Annotated in this window: 18 protein-coding genes; 5 read left to right on the forward strand and 13 right to left on the reverse strand. The window is 73.3% G+C overall.

Annotated elements, in window-relative coordinates:
* Positions 1-54 precede the first annotated feature (54 nt).
* Positions 55-657, reverse strand: a complete 603-nt coding sequence (locus tag AMYTH_RS0111260; RefSeq protein WP_027930408.1) for a TetR/AcrR family transcriptional regulator — start codon at positions 655-657, stop codon at positions 55-57.
* Positions 658-762: 105 nt separating this feature from the next.
* Between AMYTH_RS0111260 and AMYTH_RS0111265 the strand changes: the two genes are divergently transcribed.
* On the forward strand, positions 763-1,812 hold the full coding sequence (locus tag AMYTH_RS0111265) for an NAD(P)-dependent alcohol dehydrogenase (protein WP_027930409.1): 1,050 nt from the start codon (positions 763-765) through the stop codon (positions 1,810-1,812).
* Between the two features lie 294 nt (positions 1,813-2,106).
* Here the strand turns inward: AMYTH_RS0111265 and AMYTH_RS0111270 are convergent, their stop codons facing one another.
* A complete protein-coding gene (locus AMYTH_RS0111270; protein WP_027930410.1) occupies positions 2,107-2,337 on the reverse strand; it encodes a hypothetical protein in 231 nt (76 codons plus the stop codon).
* Between the two features lie 25 nt (positions 2,338-2,362).
* Positions 2,363-2,815 carry a winged helix-turn-helix transcriptional regulator gene (locus AMYTH_RS0111275; protein WP_209440761.1) on the reverse strand — a complete coding sequence of 151 codons (453 nt, stop codon included), beginning with the start codon at positions 2,813-2,815 and terminating at the stop codon, positions 2,363-2,365.
* A gap of 51 nt (positions 2,816-2,866) precedes the next feature.
* Between AMYTH_RS0111275 and AMYTH_RS44620 the strand changes: the two genes are divergently transcribed.
* Entirely contained in the window at positions 2,867-4,051 is a 1,185-nt protein-coding gene (locus AMYTH_RS44620) for an MFS transporter (RefSeq protein ID WP_037322500.1), read from the forward strand.
* A gap of 152 nt (positions 4,052-4,203) precedes the next feature.
* Here the strand turns inward: AMYTH_RS44620 and AMYTH_RS0111285 are convergent, their stop codons facing one another.
* From AMYTH_RS0111285 to AMYTH_RS0111315, 7 genes are read right to left on the reverse strand one after another with little or no spacing between them, the layout of a single operon-like run.
* On the reverse strand, positions 4,204-4,575 hold the full coding sequence (locus AMYTH_RS0111285) for a VOC family protein (protein WP_027930412.1): 372 nt from the start codon (positions 4,573-4,575) through the stop codon (positions 4,204-4,206).
* On the reverse strand, positions 4,575-5,270 hold the full coding sequence (locus AMYTH_RS0111290; protein WP_037322501.1) for an arsenate reductase/protein-tyrosine-phosphatase family protein: 696 nt from the start codon (positions 5,268-5,270) through the stop codon (positions 4,575-4,577). The genes AMYTH_RS0111285 and AMYTH_RS0111290 overlap by 1 nt, the downstream gene beginning before the upstream one ends.
* 32 nt (positions 5,271-5,302) lie before the next feature.
* Positions 5,303-6,190 carry an alpha/beta fold hydrolase gene (locus AMYTH_RS0111295; protein WP_027930414.1) on the reverse strand — a complete coding sequence of 296 codons (888 nt, stop codon included), beginning with the start codon at positions 6,188-6,190 and terminating at the stop codon, positions 5,303-5,305.
* On the reverse strand, positions 6,183-7,367 hold the full coding sequence (locus AMYTH_RS0111300; RefSeq protein ID WP_027930415.1) for a catalase family protein: 1,185 nt from the start codon (positions 7,365-7,367) through the stop codon (positions 6,183-6,185). The genes AMYTH_RS0111295 and AMYTH_RS0111300 overlap by 8 nt, the downstream gene beginning before the upstream one ends.
* Complete coding sequence (locus AMYTH_RS0111305; protein ID WP_027930416.1) at positions 7,367-8,710, reverse strand: Dyp-type peroxidase; 1,344 nt, start codon at positions 8,708-8,710, stop codon at positions 7,367-7,369. Before AMYTH_RS0111305 ends, AMYTH_RS0111300 begins: the two co-directional genes overlap by 1 nt.
* Positions 8,711-8,720: 10 nt before the next feature.
* Entirely contained in the window at positions 8,721-10,415 is a 1,695-nt protein-coding gene (locus AMYTH_RS0111310; RefSeq protein WP_027930417.1) for a hypothetical protein, read from the reverse strand.
* Entirely contained in the window at positions 10,412-12,232 is a 1,821-nt protein-coding gene (locus tag AMYTH_RS0111315) for a peroxidase family protein (protein WP_027930418.1), read from the reverse strand. The genes AMYTH_RS0111310 and AMYTH_RS0111315 overlap by 4 nt, the downstream gene beginning before the upstream one ends.
* A gap of 257 nt (positions 12,233-12,489) precedes the next feature.
* On the opposite strand from AMYTH_RS0111315, the gene AMYTH_RS0111320 reads away from it, so the two are divergent.
* Positions 12,490-13,743 carry a cytochrome P450 gene (locus AMYTH_RS0111320; RefSeq protein ID WP_228684717.1) on the forward strand — a complete coding sequence of 418 codons (1,254 nt, stop codon included), beginning with the start codon at positions 12,490-12,492 and terminating at the stop codon, positions 13,741-13,743.
* A gap of 237 nt (positions 13,744-13,980) precedes the next feature.
* On the opposite strand, the gene AMYTH_RS0111325 is transcribed toward AMYTH_RS0111320, so the two are convergent.
* Entirely contained in the window at positions 13,981-15,531 is a 1,551-nt protein-coding gene (locus AMYTH_RS0111325) for a DUF2235 domain-containing protein (protein WP_027930420.1), read from the reverse strand.
* Positions 15,532-15,590: 59 nt separating this feature from the next.
* On the reverse strand, positions 15,591-15,860 hold the full coding sequence (locus tag AMYTH_RS48780; RefSeq protein ID WP_157360579.1) for a hypothetical protein: 270 nt from the start codon (positions 15,858-15,860) through the stop codon (positions 15,591-15,593).
* Positions 15,861-15,931: 71 nt separating this feature from the next.
* Here AMYTH_RS48780 and AMYTH_RS48785 point away from each other — a divergent pair, with 71 nt between their 5' ends.
* Positions 15,932-16,096 carry a hypothetical protein gene (locus AMYTH_RS48785; RefSeq protein WP_157360580.1) on the forward strand — a complete coding sequence of 55 codons (165 nt, stop codon included), beginning with the start codon at positions 15,932-15,934 and terminating at the stop codon, positions 16,094-16,096.
* Here AMYTH_RS48785 and AMYTH_RS0111335 read toward each other — a convergent pair.
* Entirely contained in the window at positions 16,093-17,259 is a 1,167-nt protein-coding gene (locus AMYTH_RS0111335; protein WP_027930421.1) for a metallophosphoesterase, read from the reverse strand. The genes AMYTH_RS48785 and AMYTH_RS0111335 overlap by 4 nt on opposite strands.
* Before the next feature lie 96 nt (positions 17,260-17,355).
* On the opposite strand from AMYTH_RS0111335, the gene AMYTH_RS0111340 reads away from it, so the two are divergent.
* Entirely contained in the window at positions 17,356-18,771 is a 1,416-nt protein-coding gene (locus tag AMYTH_RS0111340; RefSeq protein WP_027930422.1) for an ABC transporter substrate-binding protein, read from the forward strand.
* Positions 18,772-18,775 lie beyond the last annotated feature (4 nt).

Consider the following 18,775-nt stretch of genomic DNA (forward strand, 5'->3'; position numbering starts at 1 on the left):
TGCCGGCCACCGCTGGGGAACGTGCCCGCGGGTACGGCGTCTACTGTGGACTGATCAGCCGGGGCCGGTCGTGGCGCGGTGGCCCTCGATCATGACGCGGGCCGCGGCGACCGACTTCGCGACCACCAGTTCGGGCGTGTAGCCGTGCTTGACGAACACGCCGTCGAGCCAGAACATGCCGTAGCCGTGCGCCTGGGTGAACAGCTGCTCCATCAGCTCGAGCGCCTCCTGCGGGCTGTCGCACAAGCGCAGGCACAGCACGAGGAAGTGGTCGGTCAGGGTGCGCGTGTTCTCGTGCAGCTCGGTGTAGCCGGGGCCGTGCAGCCCCTCGGCGTAGATGAGGTTCATGCCGGCGCGCCGCCGGATCAGGTACGCGGTGTAGGCGCCCGCCGCCGCGGCGAGCGCGCCGGCCGGGTCGTCCTCGCGCTCGACCGCGGCCCGCACCTCGTCGGCGAGCTGCCAGGCGACGGTGGCGGCGACGGCGGCGAGCAGGCTCTCCCGCTCCGGGAAGTGCCGGTAGGGGGCGCCGGGGCTGACCTTGGCGCGCCGCGCGACTTCGGCGACCGAGAACCCGGCCACGCCGCGCTCGGCGATCAGGTCGAGGGAGACCCGCACGAGCTCGTCGCGCAGGTTGCCGTGGTGGTACTTGCCGCCCATGACCCAGCTCACATCCCCCGGCCGAAATATGTAAGAGCCCTCTTACGTAGGTGATGTATGAGGGCTCTTACAGTATGCCCCGCGACGTCGTTTCCGGGAGGATCCATGACCACGACCACGCACGCTATCGCGGTGCCGTCGCCCGGCGCGCCCCTCGCGCCCACCACCATCGAGCGGCGGGACCTGCGGCCGGACGACGTGCTGATCGACATCAAGTTCGCCGGCATCTGCCACAGCGACATCCACCAGGCGAAGGAGGACTGGGGCCAGGCCATCTTCCCGATGGTGCCCGGTCACGAGATCGCCGGTGTCGTCGCCGCTGTCGGCCCCGACGTGACCAAGTACCGGGTCGGCGACCGCGTCGGCGTCGGCTGCATGGTCGACTCGTGCGGCGAGTGCGAGTACTGCCGCGCGGGCACCGAGCAGTTCTGCGTCAAGGGCAACGTCCAGACCTACAACGGGGTCGGCTTCGACGGCGAGAACACCTACGGCGGCTACAGCAGGCAGATCGTCGTCAAGGAAGCCTTCGTCTGCCGCATCCCCGACGGCATCGGCCTCGACGTCGCCGCGCCGCTGCTGTGCGCCGGGATCACCACCTACTCGCCGCTGCGGCGGTGGGGCGCCGGCCCGGGCAAGAAGGTCGCCGTGATCGGCCTCGGCGGGCTCGGCCACATGGCGGTCAAGCTGGCCGCGGCGATGGGCGCTGAGGTCACCGTGCTCAGCCAGAGCCTCAAGAAGCAGGAGGACGGCCTGCGGCTCGGCGCGAAGGACTACTACGCGACCAGCGACGAGGGCACGTTCGAGGCGCTGCGCGGCCGGTTCGACCTGGTCCTGAACACCGTGTCGGCCAAGCTGCCGGTGGACGCCTACCTCGGCCTGCTGCGCGTCGGCGGCGCGATGGTCAACGTCGGCGCGCCCGGCGAGCCGCTGTCCTACAACGCGTTCTCCCTGCTCGGCGGCAACAAGGTGCTGGCCGGGTCGATGATCGGCGGGATCGCCGAGACGCAGGAGATGCTCGACTTCTGCGCCGAGCACGGCATCGGCGCCGAGATCGAGACGATCTCCGCCGACCAGGTCAACGAGGCCTACGAGCGCGTCGAGAACAGCGACGTGCGGTACCGCTTCGTCATCGACACCGCCACGATCGGCGCGTGAGCCGGGTGGGGCTGTCCGCCGGCGCGGGCAGCCCCACCTGCTAGTCCGGCGAGCACGCGCCGGGAGTTCACCGGAGCCGGGGAGGATGCGGCGGCGGTCGCGCGCGGCTGGCCCGAAGGCCCGCGCAGGGTCAGCACGACCCGGATCACGTGCTCGACGGCCGCCGGCTCTCGGTCGCGCCGGCCCCACGACCGCCGCGCAGCCTCTGCCCCAAAACCCCGACGCCGGCCGCTGCCGGCTTCCTTCGTCGTGGCCGCAAACCCCGCCCACTACCGACAACACGCAGACCGCGGGCTAGTCCGAAGGCCCGCGCAGCGTCAGCACCACCCGGATCACGTGCTCGACAGCCGCCGCGAACATGGCGCCCCGCAGTTCGCCCCGTTCGGCGAGGTTGCGCGACGCGAACTCGAGCACGGCGTCCGGCCCCGCCTTGCGCACCACCAGTTCGGCGATCTCCTCCAGGTCGAGGTCCGGGTGGTCCAGCCGCGTGAGGGCGACCTCCACCAGCAGTTCCTCGTCCGTCACGCCGACCCGCCGCACGCTTCGCACACTACTTGCGCACCGACGTGGTGTCACTCGTCAGCGGCCGCCCGCCCGCGTCGGCAGGGACGAGCGGCGGGACGACCTCGCCGCGGTCGTCGACCAGCACCGAATGCCGTTCACCGGTCGCGTAGGCGTGGCGCTCGCCCCACTGCCGGAGCGTGACGATCACCGGGAACAGGTCCTTGCCAGCCGGGGTGAGCGCGTACACCTTCCGCCTGCCCGACGGCGCCTCGACCTGGGTGATCAGGCCGTGCGCGGCGAGCTTGCGGAGCCGGTCGGCGAGGATGTTGCGGGCGATGCCGGTGCGCTGCTGGAAGTCGGTGAACGAGCGGGCGCCGTCCATCGCGTCCCGGATGATCAGCAGGCTCCACCGGTCCCCGACCACGTCCGCCGCCCGCGCGACCGGGCACTCCGGGTCCGTCCACACGCCGCCCTCCAATGAGTTGCGTAATGAAACCATTCTGCCCTAACCTCCGAAGAGTTGCAATTTGAAACCAAATTGGAGGCACGGGTGGGGCGCGGAACGAGGCTGCTGCTGGCGGCGGTGTGCGGGGTGGCGGTCGCCGGGGTGTACGCCGGGCAGCCGGTGCTCGTCCAGATGGGGCAGGACCTCGGCGTCGCCCGCGATTCGGCCGGCTGGCTCGTGGCCGCCGCGCAGCTGGGGTACCTGGCCGGGCTGGTCTTGCTGGTGCCGCTCGGCGACATGCTCGACCGCAGGCGGCTGATCGCCGCGCACCTGGGGCTGGTGGCCGCCGGACTGGCGGTCACCGCGACCGCGCCTGCCGCGTGGCTGGCGTTCGCCGGTCTCGTCGTGGCCGGTGCGTTCGCGGTGGTCGTGCAGACCGCGGTCGCGTTCGCCGCGGCGATCTCCCCGCCCGGCGAGCGCGGCCGGAACCTCGGCGTCGTCACCTCCGGCGTGGTGGCCGGCATCCTCGGCGCGCGGGTGGTCACCGGGAGCCTGGCGGAGCTGTGGGGCTGGCGGAGCAGCTACCTCGCCCTCGCGGTCCTCGCGGCCGCCCTGTGCGTGTTCAGCCTGGTCGCGCTGCCCGCGGACGTCCGGGCCGGCGCGGAACCGTACCGGCGGGTGCTCCGGTCACTGGGCGGGCTGTTCACGCGGCCGGTGTTCCTCGGGCGAGGGCTGATCGCGTTCTTCCTCTTCGCCTCGTTCGGCACGCTGTGGAGCGGGCTGGCGCTGCCGCTGGCCGGCGAGCCGTGGCGGCTGAGCGAGGCGCAGATCGGGCTGTTCGGGATCGCCGGGCTGGCCGGCGCGCTGGGCGCCGCGCGGTCCGGCCGCTGGGCCGACGCCGGCCACGGCGCCCGGGTCAGCGGCGTCGCGCTCGCGCTCCTGCTCGGGTCGTGGGTCGCGATCGGGCAGCTCGGCTGGTCACTGGTGCTGCTGATCGCCGGCGTGGTCGTGCTCGACTTCGCCGTCCAGGCCGTGCACGTCGGCAACCAGCACGTCCTCACGAGCGCGTTCCCGGACCGGACCAGCAGCGCGATCGGCGGCTACATGGTCTTCTACTCGCTGGGCTCCGCACTCGGCGCCACCGCGACGACCGCCCTGTTCGACGCCGCGGGCTGGACGACCTGCGCCCTCCTGGGTGCGGCGTTCGCCCTGGGCGCGCTCGGGGCGTGGGCGATCAGCGAACGCGCGCGCGTTCGCCCCGATGTGCTCGTGCGCGCCACCCGCCGGTGACGATTCACCGGCCGCCGGTGCAAGCCCGGACGGGCGTGCGCCAGAAGCCGGCTCCGCTCACCGAAGCGGCAAACACGCCGCCCGCGGCCGTGTTGGCTCTTCCGGGCGGTGAGTTGGCTGTCGCGAGGCGCTGCGCCGCGGCGTGACGCCGTTCACCCGGCCGCTGGCTGGAACAGCTCGACCAGATTGCCGGCCGGGTCGGTGAGCAGGATCTGCCGCCCGCCCGGTCCGGTGACCGGCTCGCCGACGAAGGACACCCCTTCGGCGCGCAGGCGCTCGATCTCCGCGTCCAGTTCCGGGACCACCAGGTGGATCCGGTTGCCTCCACCGTCCATTCCGGACGGTGTGGCCCGCGCGCCGGAGCTCGCCGGGCCGGACAGCAGCAGCCGCAGGGGTCCACGCAGCACGTCGGCGAACGCGGGGGCCGCACTGGTGTTCACCGTGAACCCCAGGTGCCCGGTGTAGAAGTCGACCGCCGCCTGGACGTCGTCGACCAGGTAGCGGACCGAGGCGTGTTCGGTCATCACACTGCTCCTCCGGTCAGGGCCGGCACCAGGTGCCGGACACGGACATCGATCTCCGCGGCCGTCGCGCGGAAACCCTCGTACCCCTCGGGCTCGGGAATGCTCCAGTGCGCCCGCCGCGCCCCCAGCTCCGGGCAGACCTCCCGGGCCTTGTCGCACAACGTGATCACGTGGTCGAACCGGCGCCGCGTCATCGTGCGGACGTCGCGGGGCCTCCCCGAAACCGCCACGCCCAGCTCGCGCATCACGCGCACGGCGGACGGGTGCAGGCGCTCCGCCGGCCGCACCCCGGCGCTCGCCGCCCGCACGCGCCCCTCGGTGTGGTGCCGCAGCAGCGCCTCGGCCATCGGCGACCGCACGCTGTTCCCGGTGCACACGAACAACACGGCGATCCCCCGCCGCACCGGCACCACGCCCTGGCCCAGCGACGGGTGCAGCGCGGCGCCCGCCGCCGCCAGCCCGTCCCCGCACCGGCGCAGGTCGAGGTGGTAGTAGCTGTCCCGGCCGTCGAACGTGCTGCGCGCCGCGGTCACCAGGCCGGCCTCGCGCAGCAGCCGCAGGTGGTAGGACACCAGGTTCTGCGGCTCACCGGTCAGCGCGACCAGTTCGCGGACGCGCAGGTCGCCGCCCGCGAGCAGGCCGAGCAGCTGCCACCGCAGCGGGTGGGCGGCGAGCCGGACGAAATCCGGGACCATCTCCCCATGGTGCATCAAACTGCCTTGATACATCAAGCCGGTTTGACGAGTACCGCCCGCTCGATCTCCGCCGCCAGCAACGACGGCGCCTCCAGGTCCACGAAATGCCCGATGCCCTCCAGCGGCCGCCACTCCACGTCGCAGCCCGCGTCGCGGAAGCTGTCCCGCGCCACGGCCGACGGCAGCGCCTCGTCCTCCAGCCCCCACACCAGCGTCACCGGCACCGGGATCGGGCGGTCGTAGGTGGCGTACAGCCGCGCGCGGGACAGCGGGAACACCAGCGTCGCGAGGATCGCGCGGTAGTAGTCGATCGGCGGGCCCAGATCGGCGGCCGACCGGAACCGGCCGACCAGCTCGTCCACCAGCGCCCGGTCCATCCGGCCCCGCGAGCCCTCCCGCAGCGTGAACGACAGCCGCAGCCCGGCGCGGCCCAGCCGGGTCGTCAGCAGGAACTCCGGCGCGAACGGCACCTGGAACGGCAGCACCCACGGGATCCGCAGCGGTTGCAGCTCCCGGAACGTCAGCGCGGCCCGCACCAGCGTGCGCGGGTGGGTGCAGTTCACCACGACCAGCCGGCTGATCACCGGCCCGAACCGGTGCGCGAAGATCCATCCCAGCGCGCCGCCCCAATCGTGCGCCACCAGCGCGGGCCGGTCCAGCCCGAGCGCCTCGATGAGCAGCCGGACGTCGTCGGTGAGCGTGAACACGTCGTAGCCCCGCCGTGGCCGGTCGCTGCACGGGTAGCCGCGCAGGTCCGGCGCGTACACCCGCAGGCCGTCCAAGGCAGCCATCGTGGGCCGCCACCCGGCCGCGCCCTCCGGGAACCCGTGCAGCAGCAACACCGGCGGGGCGTCGCGCGGGCCGTCGGCCAGCACGTGGAAGTCCAGCCCGTTCGCGGCGACCCGCAGGTGCTCAACCACGGCCGTCCTCCGGGAAGAACCGCTCCGCGCCCGGTTCCACGTGCTTGACCGCGTTCATGTCCTGCCGCAGCCGGGACAGCTGCTGGTAGACCTCCCGCCGGGCCCGGTTCTGGCTGCCCAGCGGCCGGTGCTCGGCGATGGTGTGCCACGGGTTGATCGACAGGCTGTCCGCCCGGGCGCGCTGCTCTGCCGGGTCGAGTTCCTGCCGGTCCAGTACCAGTGTCGCGACCCGCACCGGCGGCGACAGCCGCTCCGGCCACACGATCGAGGCGTCCTCGACCGGCATCCGCCGCGGCTCGGTCTGCACCTGCAGGCACAGGTCGAACCCGGCCTGGCGCTGCGCGAGCGTGGCCCGCAGCGCCTCGGACAGGTAGTCGTCGGACGGGTTCCACGGCGCCCGCCCGCGCGCGCCCCGCGGCACGAACCGGTACTGCATCGCCCGGCCCCGGCCGAGCAGGTACGCCGCGCAGCTCCAGTACGGCGTGTCCAGCGGGCTGCTGTGCGTGCGGGCGTAGAGCCCCTGCATCACCAGGTCGGCGAGGTGGCTGTCCCGCGGGTTCACGAAGTACCACAGCGGCGAGTCGTTCCCGATCTGCCGCTGCAGCTTCGCGTTCTCCACCACGTCCGGGGTGGTGAACGTCGGCGCGCTGATGCCGGTGAGGTCCAGCGTGTGCCGCTCGTCGTCGAGCAGCTTCGGCCCCGGCACCCCGACGAGCTTGACGCCGATGCTGAGCACCCCGTTGTCCTTCAGGTCCGGCGGGGCGAACGGCCCGGGGCCGGCGAAGCGTACCCAGGCCGGGTAGGTCGCCGGGCGCGCGAACAGCCCGTGCCGCACCGGGAACGGCAGATCGTCGTGGATCCGCAGGGAGCCGCGCACCACGCCGTAGGTCTTCGTGTTGCCCGCCCGCAGCGCGTGCCCGTGCGTGTAGTGCCGGTGCAGGAACCGGCTCATCAGGTCGACGATCTCGTCGGTGGCGGCGGCCTCCCCGGGCAGCGGCGTCTCCTCGGCGGGCACCGGCGAGCCGGGCACCCGGCTACGGACCAGCGCGGCCTGCACGAGCGCCTGGACCGGCGGCCGGACCACGGCGTCGAAGGCGGGCCGGACCCACGGGTCGACCCGCCGCTCCGCCGCGACCAGCCCGAGCACCGCGTCGTTGAGCAGTTTCAGCCAGTTCATCACGCCGCCAGGTACCGCAGTGCCGCCACGCCGGGCAGGAAGAAGTACGCGCCGCCACGGACCTGCACGAAGGACGGCAACCCGCTGTGCCGCCGCCGCACCGGGGTGGCCTGCTCGGTGAACAGGGCGCCCCGCCCGTTCTTCGGCGCGACCAGCGGGTCGGCGTCGTCGTGCAGGCCGTTGAACACCGGGCTGTTGATCCAGGTGTGCTGCACGAACTCGTACTGCCGGGCCAGGTTGGCGCTCAGGCACAGGAAGTGCAGCCCGCGTTCGTCCGGGCCGGAACCGTCCGCGCCGGCGATCGTGTAGCTGCGGCCGCGGCGCAGCAGCCGGTGCCGGTTGTTGACCGCCACCGACTTCGCCGAGCCCGGGTCGGGGTCGAGCGAGTCGCGTGGGTTCGCGCGGCGCACGTGCGCGCCCAGCGGGCAGGACAGGCCGTGCGGATCTTCGGCGTGGTAGGCGAAGTCCTGTTCGGCGAGCGCGGGTTCGTCCCGCTCCGGGGCGAGGACGAGCGGCGCGCCGCTGGGCCACCGGCCCACCATCTTGGCCGCGAGCCGCCGGGCGGGCTGCTCGCCGCCCGCCCGCTCGCGCAGGTGCGCCCAGAACCCGTCGACGTCCTGGCGGAGCTGGCGGAACACCAGGTAGCTGCTGTTGCGGCCGAGGTCGGCGGCGCCGTCGGCGGTGCGCGGCAGCAGGCCGCGCGGATCGGCGTCGGCGGGCAACAGCGGCCGTTCGGTGAGCCGCCCGTAGGCGTTGGGGTAGCCGAGGACGAACTCGCCCAGCTCGACGTCGCCGGGCGCGGCCTCCTCCCCCAGGCCGGACAGCTTCGGCTGGGACAGGCCGTCGCGGAAGCCGAACGGCTCGGTCGGGGTGAGCGCGTCGGTGGGCAGCGCGACGGTCAGGGACAGTCCCTCGCTCTCCCGCTTGATCTGGGCTGCGCGCCGCCGCAGCGCGGTCGCGGTCGCCGCGTACACCAGGACCAGCACGTGCACCGGCGTGGTGGACGGCCCGCCCCACGCCCACCGCCGCGGGTCGGCGTCGCCGGAGTCGCCGAGCAGGCGGCTGCGGTGCTCGGTGGTCATGCCCTCGGCGAAGGGCGCCGAGAACGAGTCGGCGACCGCCGCGGGGACGCCGAGCGCGCGCATCCCGGCGGCGGTGAGGGCCACGTTGACCGCGGTCTCGGCCGGCTTGGCCGCCGCCGTGGACACCTGGCCCGCCAGGTTCCGCAGCGCCGCGCGGGCCGCCCGTTCGTCGGTGACGGCGAACAGCAGGAACGTGGCGTGCCGCAGCCCGCCGTAGCCGCGGACGAGCAGGCCCTGGGTGTCGCTGAAGTCGAGGGTCATCACCGGCACCTCACAGCAGGGCCAGCCAGGACCGCGCCGCATCCGCGTCGAGGTCGCGGGTGAGACCGTCCCGGAGGGCGGAGTTGTCGTCGATGTTGCGGGCCGACAGGTCGCCGTAGGCGGAGTACCAGACGGCGGGCAGCTGGTGGGCGCGCAGGTAGGACTTGAAGGCCTGCTCGTCCCGGGCCCCGCCCCACAGCAGCCACCGCGTGCGCGGGTAGCCGACGCCGTTGCTGAACACCGCGTTGAGCCCGGCGGACAGCTTGTCGATGAAGTCGTCCATGTAGCTTTCCAGGCTGCCGTCGTAGTTGCTGGCGAAGACGAGCCTGCGGCCGCCGTCGAGGTAGACCCACCGGGCGAAGTGGATGGTCCGCACCCCGGCCAGGTTGTCGGTGGCGTAGACGTGCCGGTTGAACCAGTCCAGTCCGAACAGGACGGTGCGCAGGGTGAAGTGCCGCACCGGTCCCGGTTTGACGTAGCCGGTGGCGGTGAACGGGTTCTGCACCCGGGTGTCCTCCTGCTGCGTCAGCTCGGCGAGCCGCTCCCGGGACACGGTCGCGTGTTCGGGCTCGTCGCGCAGCTCCTTGAGGCGGATCAGCGCGGCGAGCGCCGGGACGGCCGGCAGCAGCAGCGGCGCGACCGCGGGGACCGCGACCAGGTGCGCGGCCTCGCGCAGGCGGTGCCCCACCGCGGTGGGGGCCGCGGGCCGCAGCGCCCAGGACAGGTCCGGCTGCTGCGCGACGAAGTCCCGGATCGCGCGGTGCACCGCCACCTCGCCGGTGCCCGTCCACTCCGGTTTCTCGTCGAGGAACTGCTCGATGCGTTCCCGCAGCCTCGCCTCGTCCCGGATCCGCGCGAGGCTCCGCCCGGCGCGGTGCACGTACGTCGCGACGGGCGGGATCTCGTGGTCGCGCAGCCACCGCACCCGGCCGCCCGCGGTGCGGGTTTCCGGGTACTCCTCGCACAACCCGAGCAACGCGGACAGCGCGTCGCCGCGGGCGGCGGCGAGGTCGTGCAGGTGGGCCAGCACGGGCGTGTCCAGCTCGGCCATGTAGACCAGCGACTCGCGGCCGTCACCGTCGGGCGGGAGCACGAACACCCGCGCGAAGTGCACCCCGGCCATGTCGCGGAACGGGCCGCCGTCGGAGTCGACGCCCTTGCGCAGCTCGTCCAGCAGTCCGGGCACGTCGCCCTCGTGGCCCTGCCGCAGCGGCGCCCGGATGGTGAGCGGGACCTGGTGCGGCGACGGGCGGGCCGCGGCGCCGGTGCCGGGCCTGCGCAGCAGGAACCAGCCGACCCGGCGCCGCCACAGCCACACCACGCCGAGGTAGAGGTCCTTGGCCACCAGCCGGATCTCGTCCCGCACCCCGCGGGCCACCAGCGAGGTCTTGGAGTAGTCGATGACGACGCACTCCCGGCCGTCCACCCAGCTGTGCCCGGGCGCGACGGCCGCCTTGATCGCGGTCACGCCGACCGGGCCGATGCGGTTCGCCAGGGTCCGGCCCGCGGGGTCGAAGACCTTGCCGCGCCAGGCCACCGACCGGGCGAGGGAGGCGACCAGCCGGTTCACCGGCGTGCCCGGCGCGAGCACCGCGGTGCCGTCCATCGGGCCGTGCGGCACCTCGCCGGGCGGGCTGGCCCGGAACAGCCGGTCCAGCTCGTCGTGGCTCGCGCGCAGCAGCGCGGCCTCGTCCACGACGGTCATGTCCGCACCTCCCACGCGGCGAACGCGTTGTCCACCGTCGCGAGCACCGGCCGCAGGCCCGGGTAGTGCCGGGTGAGGACGGTGGCCATCGAGTTGTCCCGGATCCACGCCAGCCCGGCCTCGGAGTAGACCTGGGGCGTGTAGTACTCGGTGAAGAACCGGTCGCTGTTGAGCCGCCGCGAGGCCATCAGGACGAAGATGCGGAACGCCGTGTCGCTGAACGCGAAGCCCTCCGGGCGGCGCTCGGCGAACATGCCGACCGTGAGGTCGACCTGCTCGATGTCCCCGTCGTAGGCGCGGCGGATCTCCTCGGCCCACTCCGGGTCGGCGGTCAGGTCGCGGAAGTCCCGCGCCGGCGGCAGGTGCAGCAGGCGGCGGAACTCGTTGTACCGCGGCACGCCGAGCTCCCGCGAGCGCAGGATGTCGGTGGCCGCCAGGTCCTGCAGGTGCCCGTCCGGGCGCTGGAACTGCTGCAGGTGCTTGGGGAAGTTGTGCAGCGTGACCAGGCCCGGCGGCAGGGTGCCGAAGGAGTACAGCAGGTCGGTCATCGCGATGCTGTTGAGGACCTTGAGCGCGTTGGCGCCGGCGATGTCGGGGAACTCGCAGTCCAGGATCGTGGCGTCGTCGCCGGCGGAGCGCAGGCTCCAGGTGTCGCGCACCAGCGGGTGCATCCGGTACACCGCGACGAACTCCTCGGTCAGCGCGAACGGCACCCCGTAGTGGTCGGTCGCGCCGCCCGGGATCCCGCTGACCACCTCGCTGCCGCTGATGCGGCCGAACAGCCGGTGCACCCGCTCCCCCGCCAGCCCGAACCAGTTGGCCCGCAGCGCGGCCTTCGTGGTCGGGTGGCTGATCACCGCGGGCGTCCACTCCACGGTGTGGATCTTCGCCAGCAGCGCCGAGGTGACCAGGCGGGCGCGCTGGAACAGCTCCTCGTCCGGCCACGACGGGTACTCGGCGTGCAGCCGGTCGCAGATCGCGTTGTGCTCCAACGTGAACAGCGTGCGCAGCATCTCGGTGCCGAGCCAGAAGCCGGGGACCAGCGCGGGATCGCGGGACGGGTCGTCGGGGATCGGCAGCAGGCCGTTGTCGAGCACCCGCAGCTTGCCCTGCTCGCCGCTGCGCAGCCAGCCCTGCTCCTCGCCGGTGACGCCGTAGATCTGCGAGCCGTCCCACCAGTGGGTGAGCACGTTGACGCGGGTCTGGGGCATCGACGCGCCCGGCGGGCGGGTCGGGTCGCCGGGCGTGCGCATGATGCGCATGGGCTTGTCCGGCCAGGTGTCGTCGTCGGCCAGCGGCACCACCCACGGGTTCTCCGTGGGGCTGGTGCCGTGGCTGAACCAGTCGCGGATCATGAACTGCAGCCACGCGGCCACCAGCGAGTTCACCGACGTGGCAGGCACGAACGTGGTGCGGGTCAGCAGTTTCCGGCTGATCTCGCGCGGGCTCGGCGTGAGCACCGAGTCCTCGGTGGCCGGGGTGATCTTGTCGAGCGGGATGTTGCGGCCGAACCGCGAGCCCGCCATGCCCATCGCGGGCTCGGTCAGGTCGTTGTGGCTGCCGTCGACGGACCGGCTCACCAGGTGGTCCGGCGTGAGCGGCGGCACCGGCGGCGTGCCCATCGCCGGCAGGCGGCTCATGTCGTGCAGGTTCTCCTGGCGCAGCCTGGTGCGCAGGCCGATCAGGTCGAGCAGGCCGAGCGGGACCGGCAGCCGGTCCCAGCCCACCACGCGGTCGACGATTCCGGTGATCATGGTGAAGGCCCGCCAGGGCAGGCTGGTGCGATATGTCCGGGTGGTGTTTTCTTGATCGGCCATCGCGGGTTCCCCCGTATTCGTCGGTTGCGCGAATGGACGTGCGAAGATCGGCGCCTTGCCTGCCAGCGTGCGTCGCGAAATGCCCAGCGTGGCACCGGATCACGCGCCCTGTCCAGTACCCGGATGGCCCAAGTGCGCGGCGCCGCTGCGGGAATTTCACCAACACCGGCAGCCGGGCGATTGCGCATTTTCCCGGGTAGCCTGGAAAAGGCCGGAATCGAATCTCCGCGGAATTGTCCTCGCCGGAGGTGGAATTGATGTCCACGACCACCCTCCCCGCCCGCGCCGTGGTGCCCCGCGCGGCCCTGCCCGACGCGCTGGCGGTCGGCGCGCTGGTGCTGGCGCCGAACCTGGCGCAGGGGCTGTTCGCCCGCAGGCCCGCCGTGGTCCGGGCCGCGGCGGCCGCCGGGGTGGACGGCGCGGCGGTGCGGCACCTGTCGGCGATGGCGCGCCGGAACCCCCGGCCGGTGCGCGTCGGCGGGACGGTGCTTCTGCTCGACCCGCGCGACGCCGACCGGGTGCTCGAGGGGCCGGTCGACGTCTACGCCGGCGACCCGGACCCGAAACACCGGGGCATGGCGCACTTCCAGCCCGGCGCGGTGACGATCTCACGGGGCGAGGCGTGGCGGGAGCGGCGCCGGTTCACGGACGCGGTGCTCGCGTCGGTGCCCGCCCTCGCGCCGCGCGTGGCGCAGTGCGTCGCGGAGGAGATCACCCGGCTGCCCGCGGTGACCGGGTGGCGGCCGTGGAACCGGGCGTTCCAGCGGATCGCGCGCCGGGTCGTGCTGGGCGACGAGGCCGCCGGTGACGACGCGCTGTCGGTGACGCTGGAGCGGATGATGGCCGAGGCGAACCGGTTGCCGCGCCGGCCGTCCCGGCGTCTGCCCGCCTTCCGCGCAAGCGTCGAGGGCCACCTGGAACGAGCCGAGCCGGGCAGCCTGGCCGCGGCGATCGCGGACACGCCGGCCGGTCCGGACACCGAGCCGGGCGCGCAGGTGACGCACTGGCTGTTCGCGCTCGGCGACACCCTGGCGGCCAACGCGCTGCGGGCGCTCGCGGTGCTCGGCCAGCGCCCGGCGGACGCCGAACGCGCCCTGGCGGACGCGGACCACGCGGCGGCGTGCCTGCAGGAGACGATGCGGCTGTGGCCGACCACGCCGATGCTGTCCAGGGAGACCCGCGCCGAGGTGGTGTGGGACGACGGGACGGTCCTGCCCGCCGGGACGCGGATCCTGGTGGTGAACACGTTCTTCCACCGCGACCCGGCGCGCGTGCCGGACGCGGACGCGTTCGTGCCGGGGCGGTGGCTGGACGGCCCGCCGCCGGGGGTGAACCACTTCAGCCGCGGCCCGCAGCGCTGCGCCGGGGTGGACCTGGCGCTGCTCACCGGCCGCGAAGCACTGCGCGCGGCGTTGATGCGCACGCTGACCATCCGCACCCCGCGGCTGCCCGCCCAGCCACCGATGCCCTACGCGCTGGACTACTTCCGCATCGAAGCCGTCCTCGCCTAGCCCGGGTCACCGCCAGGCGGCCCACCGCGCCCCGGCGCTACGTGCCGGGGCGGTGACTGACCGGCCCGCCACCGGGAGTGAACCACCGCAGCCGCAGCCACCCGCGCTGCGCCGGAGCCTGTGCGGGTAGCGGCCCAGCCCGCCGACGGCCACCACCGGCCGCGCGCCGGCTGCCGGCCCGCCGCAGCCGGCTCGCCGCTCGGGCAGCACAACCGATCGCCGCTCGGGCAGCACAATCTAGAGCCGCGTCACTGTCAGGCGGACCGCGCCGGAGTTGCGGCCGTAGAAACCCCACGCGTCGTTGGCGAAGGCGTAGAAGTACCCGGGCTCGGTGACCTCGTGGGCGGTGCCCGCGCCGATCGCGATCCGTTCGTGTTCGGGGTCCGCGCCGGTGCGGTCGCTGTCGTTGGCGACGTAGCCGACGAGGTACAGCCATGGCAGGTCCACCTCGCGCGGCGCGAGCGGGGCGTGCGCGCCGCGGGCGCGGCGCACGAGCCGGTACAGTCCGACCGCCTCGCCGACCACGCTGCCGGCCAGCCGGCGCGGGCTCAGCCCGCGCAGCAGCGGGATCCCGCCTGGCCCGCACCAGTCCACGCCGTCCGACCACTGCCCGGCCGCCGTAAACGTGTACCGGCCGGGTTCCAGGTAGAGCCCGGTGCCGGTCCACAGCTCCTCCGCCGGAACCTCGATCGTCGCCTGCTGGCCGCTGCCCAGGATGCGCGTCCGCCGGTACGGGCCGCCGGTGATCGGCTGCGCCTGCTGCCGTTCCAGCGCCGACGGGTCCAGCACACCGCCCTGGCCGCCGGGCACGACGGCGGGCACCGCTCGCGGCCGGTAGTGCAGACCGACCTCCAGCAGCGGCTGCAGCAGCGGGTCCACCAGCGGCGGCGCGACCCCGAACACGCCGCGGTCGTCGTCGTGCAGCAGCCCGGCCGGGTCCGGCGCGAGGCCGGCCAGCGCGGGTGGGTGGAAGGCGATGCCCGCGCACTTCGCCGCCTCGTCGGTCATCCACTGCAGCGAGATGTCGCTCAGCCCGGTCTCCCGGTGGCCGCCGCCGACATCCATGTGGCTGCCCGGGAACCAGCGTTCCGCCATGTCGGTGCTGCCGTTGGGCGTCCACCGCGTCGGGGTGAAGGGCCGTCGCCACTCGTCCAGCGCCAGCGCGTGCCGCGCGTACGGGATGTGCGGGTTCAGCTCGACGTCGTGGAACTGGTAACGCGAGCCCGGGGTCAGCTCGCTCAGCCCGGCGAAGTAGCCGGGCACGCCGAGCGCGCCCACGGTGTCCCACACGCCGATGAAGTCGATCGGGATGTTTGCGGCCCGCTCCGGGTCGAAGTGGAACCGCAGGCCGCCCCGCCACGTGTCGCCGGGTGAGCGGGTGCGGTAGTGCCGGTAGGCGCGGGCGGCCAGCAGCCCGCTGGTGCGCGAGTCGACCTCGCGCAGGTCGAGCAGGCCGGACTCCTTCACCAGCCCGGCGAGGCTGCGGGCGGTGAAGGCGCCGCGGCTGAACCCGAACAACGCGATCTGGTCGCCGGGGCGGTAGCTGGTGCACAGCCACAGGTAGGCGGCCACGATGTCCTTCGGCAGCCCGGCGCCGATCGCGCCCGCGGCGAGCCTGCTCAGCAGCCCGCCCCGGGTGCCGACGCCGCGCCGGTAGCTCGACAGCTGCTCGCGGCCGCTGCTGTCGGCGGCGGCGAGCGCGTTGTGCAGGCGGCGCACGTTGGTGACCGCGTCCAGTTCGGGGTCGCACCAGGTGCCGTCGCAGCACACGATCAGCCTTCTGGACATTGGCCTTCCTCCCCGTCGAGGGCCTCCGCAGGGGTATAGCGAACCGTGGCCGGGGCCGCCTAGAGCCGAATGTCACGATCTGCGCGCGGGCCCTTGACCCGGCGCGCACCGGGGTGCTTGCTGCCCGGAAAGTCCGTATCGGGCCCGGAGGTGGTCATGGTCGGCGCATCCGGAAGGCCGGTGCCCCCGGCCGCGGTCGGTGAGCACCAGATCGGCGTCAGCAGGAGGTGCTCCGGGTCCAGCGGCTGAGGCCGGCGCAGGTCGTCCGGTTCGTGATCGGGCCGAGCCTGATCACGCTCGGCATTTCCATCGGCAGTCGGCTGGGTCATCACGGTCTCCGCGCTGCTGCAGACCTCCTACAACGTCGAGATCTCCCGCGACGTCGTGGCCACCGGCGACCGTGCCGGGATCGGTGTGGTGGGACGCGATCCGCGGGCTCGTCACCCCCGCCGCCCCGCCGGAGGGCATCACCGCGACCCTGTTGCTGAACTTCCTGTTCTTCGGGTTCTTCTTCGTCAACTTCGTGTACGAGCTGTTCACCGGAGGCGCCTTGGTCGAGTCCTAGCGCGACGCCAGGCGGACCACCGTGATGTCGGGCGGGGCGCCGACCCGCACCGGCGGTCCCCACGCCCCCGCGCCGCGGGTGACGTAGAGCTGCGTGCCGCCGTGGCGGGTCAGCCCGGCCAGGGTGTGCTGGATGCCGGACACCACCAGGTGCCCCGGCCAGAACTGCCCGCCGTGCGTGTGGCCGGACAGCTGGAGGTCCACGCCGTGCGCGGCCGCCTCGCCGACCAGGATCGGCTGGTGCGCCAGCAACAGCGTGGCCCGCGCAAGGTCGCGGCCGCCGAGCGCCTTCGCGAAGTCCGGGCCCTCGCCCTCGTCCGCGCTCACGTCGTTGACGCCCGCCAGGTCGAAACCGGGCAGCTCGACACGTTCGTTGGCCAGCAGCCGCATGCCGAGGTCCCGCACGTGGTCCACCCACTGCCCGGCGCCGGAGAGGTACTCGTGGTTGCCGGTCACGAAGAAGGTGCCGTGCCGCGAGCGCAGCCCGGCCAGCGGCGCCACCGCGGGGGCGAGGTCTTCGACGTCGCCGTCGACCAGGTCGCCCACGACCGCAACCAGGTCCGGCGAGGTCGCGTTGATCGTGTCCACCACGTGCCGCGTGAACCCGCGGCCCAGCAGCGGGCCGGCGTGGATGTCGCTGACCACCGCGATCCGGAACCCGTCCGCGCCGGGCGGCAGTTTCGCCAGCGGCACCGTCACGTCCAGCACGCGGGGCCCGCTGAACAGGCTGTGCACGCCGTAGCCGACGGTGCCTGCCACCGCGGCGACGGTCGCGCCGCCCACGACGCGCGACACGAACACCCGCCGCGTCACCGCCGTCTGCGGCGGCACCGGCCCGGTGTCCCGGCGGGCGAGCAGGCGGCGCAGCGGCGGGCGCACCACCTCGCCGGCCAGCAGGGCCGGCAGCAGGTACACGCACACCGCCATCCAGAGGAACCCGGGCCACGACACCACCCGGACCAGCCAGTACGGCGCGCCGGCGAACTCGGTCAGCGGCGCGGCCACCATGAGCAGCGGCCCGGCCACGAGCGTCCCGGTCGCGACCCGCCGCCGCACCGAGCCGTGCGGCAGCGCGTCGGCGACCAGGCGCCGCCAGGCCCACCAGTGGAACGCGGCCACCGCCGCCAGGAAGGCGGCGACGACCAGGGCGATGACCGCGACCACGCCGCACTGTATCTCAGATCGGTCACAAAATGTGTTGTGGATCACATTGGGGGATACACGCTGGGATTCGAGCCACCCCCACGGGGAGGAGTCGAGATGAACGACTTCTTCGGTTCACGACACAGCAGGCGGGACGTGCTGCGCGCGGCGGCAGCCCTGACGCTGGGGTCGGCGGCGCTCGCCGCGTGCGCCTCGGAGGAGGACACCGGCGGCGTGGGCACCGCCCCGGGGCAGGCGCCGCAGGAGGTCTTCACCGAGCCCGCCACGAAGCTGTCCGGCGACCTGCGGATCCTGCTGTGGAGCCATTTCGTGCCCAGCCACGACGAGTGGTTCGACCGGTTCGCGCGCGACTGGGGCTCGCGCGTCGGCGTCAACGTCACGGTCGACCACATCGACCAGGCCCAGATCCCGACCCGCATCGCCGCCGAGATCCAGGCCCGCCAGGGGCACGACCTGATCCAGTACATCGCGACGCTGTCCCAGTTCGAGCCGAGCGTGCTGGACATGAAGGACCTGGTCGCCGAGGCGAACCGGCGCTGGGGCCGGCAACTGCCACTGTGCGAGAAGTCCAGCCGCAACCCGGCGACCGGGAAGTTCTACGCCTACTCCCCCGGCTGGGTGCCCGACCCCGGCAACTACCGCCGCTCGCTGTGGGAGCCGGTCGGCATGCCGGGTGGTCCGTCCACCTGGGACGAGCTGCTGACCGGCGCCGCGGAGATCAAGCGCAGCAAGGGCGTCCCGCTCGGCCTCGGCATGTCGCAGGAGATCGACTCGAACATGGTGCTGCGGGCCCTGATGTGGTCCTACGGCGCCTCGGTGCAGGACGAGAACGAGCGCGTGGTGATCAACTCGCCGGAGACCATCGCGGCCATCGAGTACATGACGCGGCTCTACCAGCAGGCGATGACACCCGAGGTGTTCTCCTGGAACGCGGCCAGCAACAACCAGGGCCTGGTCGCGGGCAAGCTGTCCTACATCGTCAACTCGATCTCGGCGTGGCGCACCGCGGCGACGTCCAACCCGGACGTCGCCGACGACACCTACTTCGTCCCGGCGCTGCGCGGACCGCGGGCGGCGCTGGCCGCGCAGCACGTGCTCTACAACTGGATCGTCCCGCAGCACGCCACCGGCGCGGACGCGGCGAAGGAGTTCCTGCTGCACTACACCGCCAACTTCAAGGCGGCGACGTACGCGTCCAAGCTGTACGACTTCTGCGCGTGGTCCGGCCTCACGCCGGAGCTGCCCGGCTGGCTCGCCACCGACCCGTTCGGGTCGAAACCGCCGGACAAGCTGAAGCTGCTGTCCGACGCGATCCCGTGGAGCGCGAACATCGGGCACCCCGGCCCGGCCAGCACCGCGATCGGCGAGGTGTTCAGCACGTTCGTGGTGCCCAACATGTTCGCCAGGGCGGCACGCGGTGAGATGACGCCGCAGCAGTCGGTGGCCGAGGCCGAGAACCAGGTCAACGCCATCTTCGCGAAGTGGCGCGCGGCCGGGCTCGTCGGCGGCTGAGTGC

The sequence above is a fragment of the Amycolatopsis thermoflava N1165 genome, from assembly GCF_000473265.1.
Taxonomy (GTDB): Bacteria; Actinomycetota; Actinomycetes; order Mycobacteriales; family Pseudonocardiaceae; genus Amycolatopsis_E; species Amycolatopsis_E thermoflava.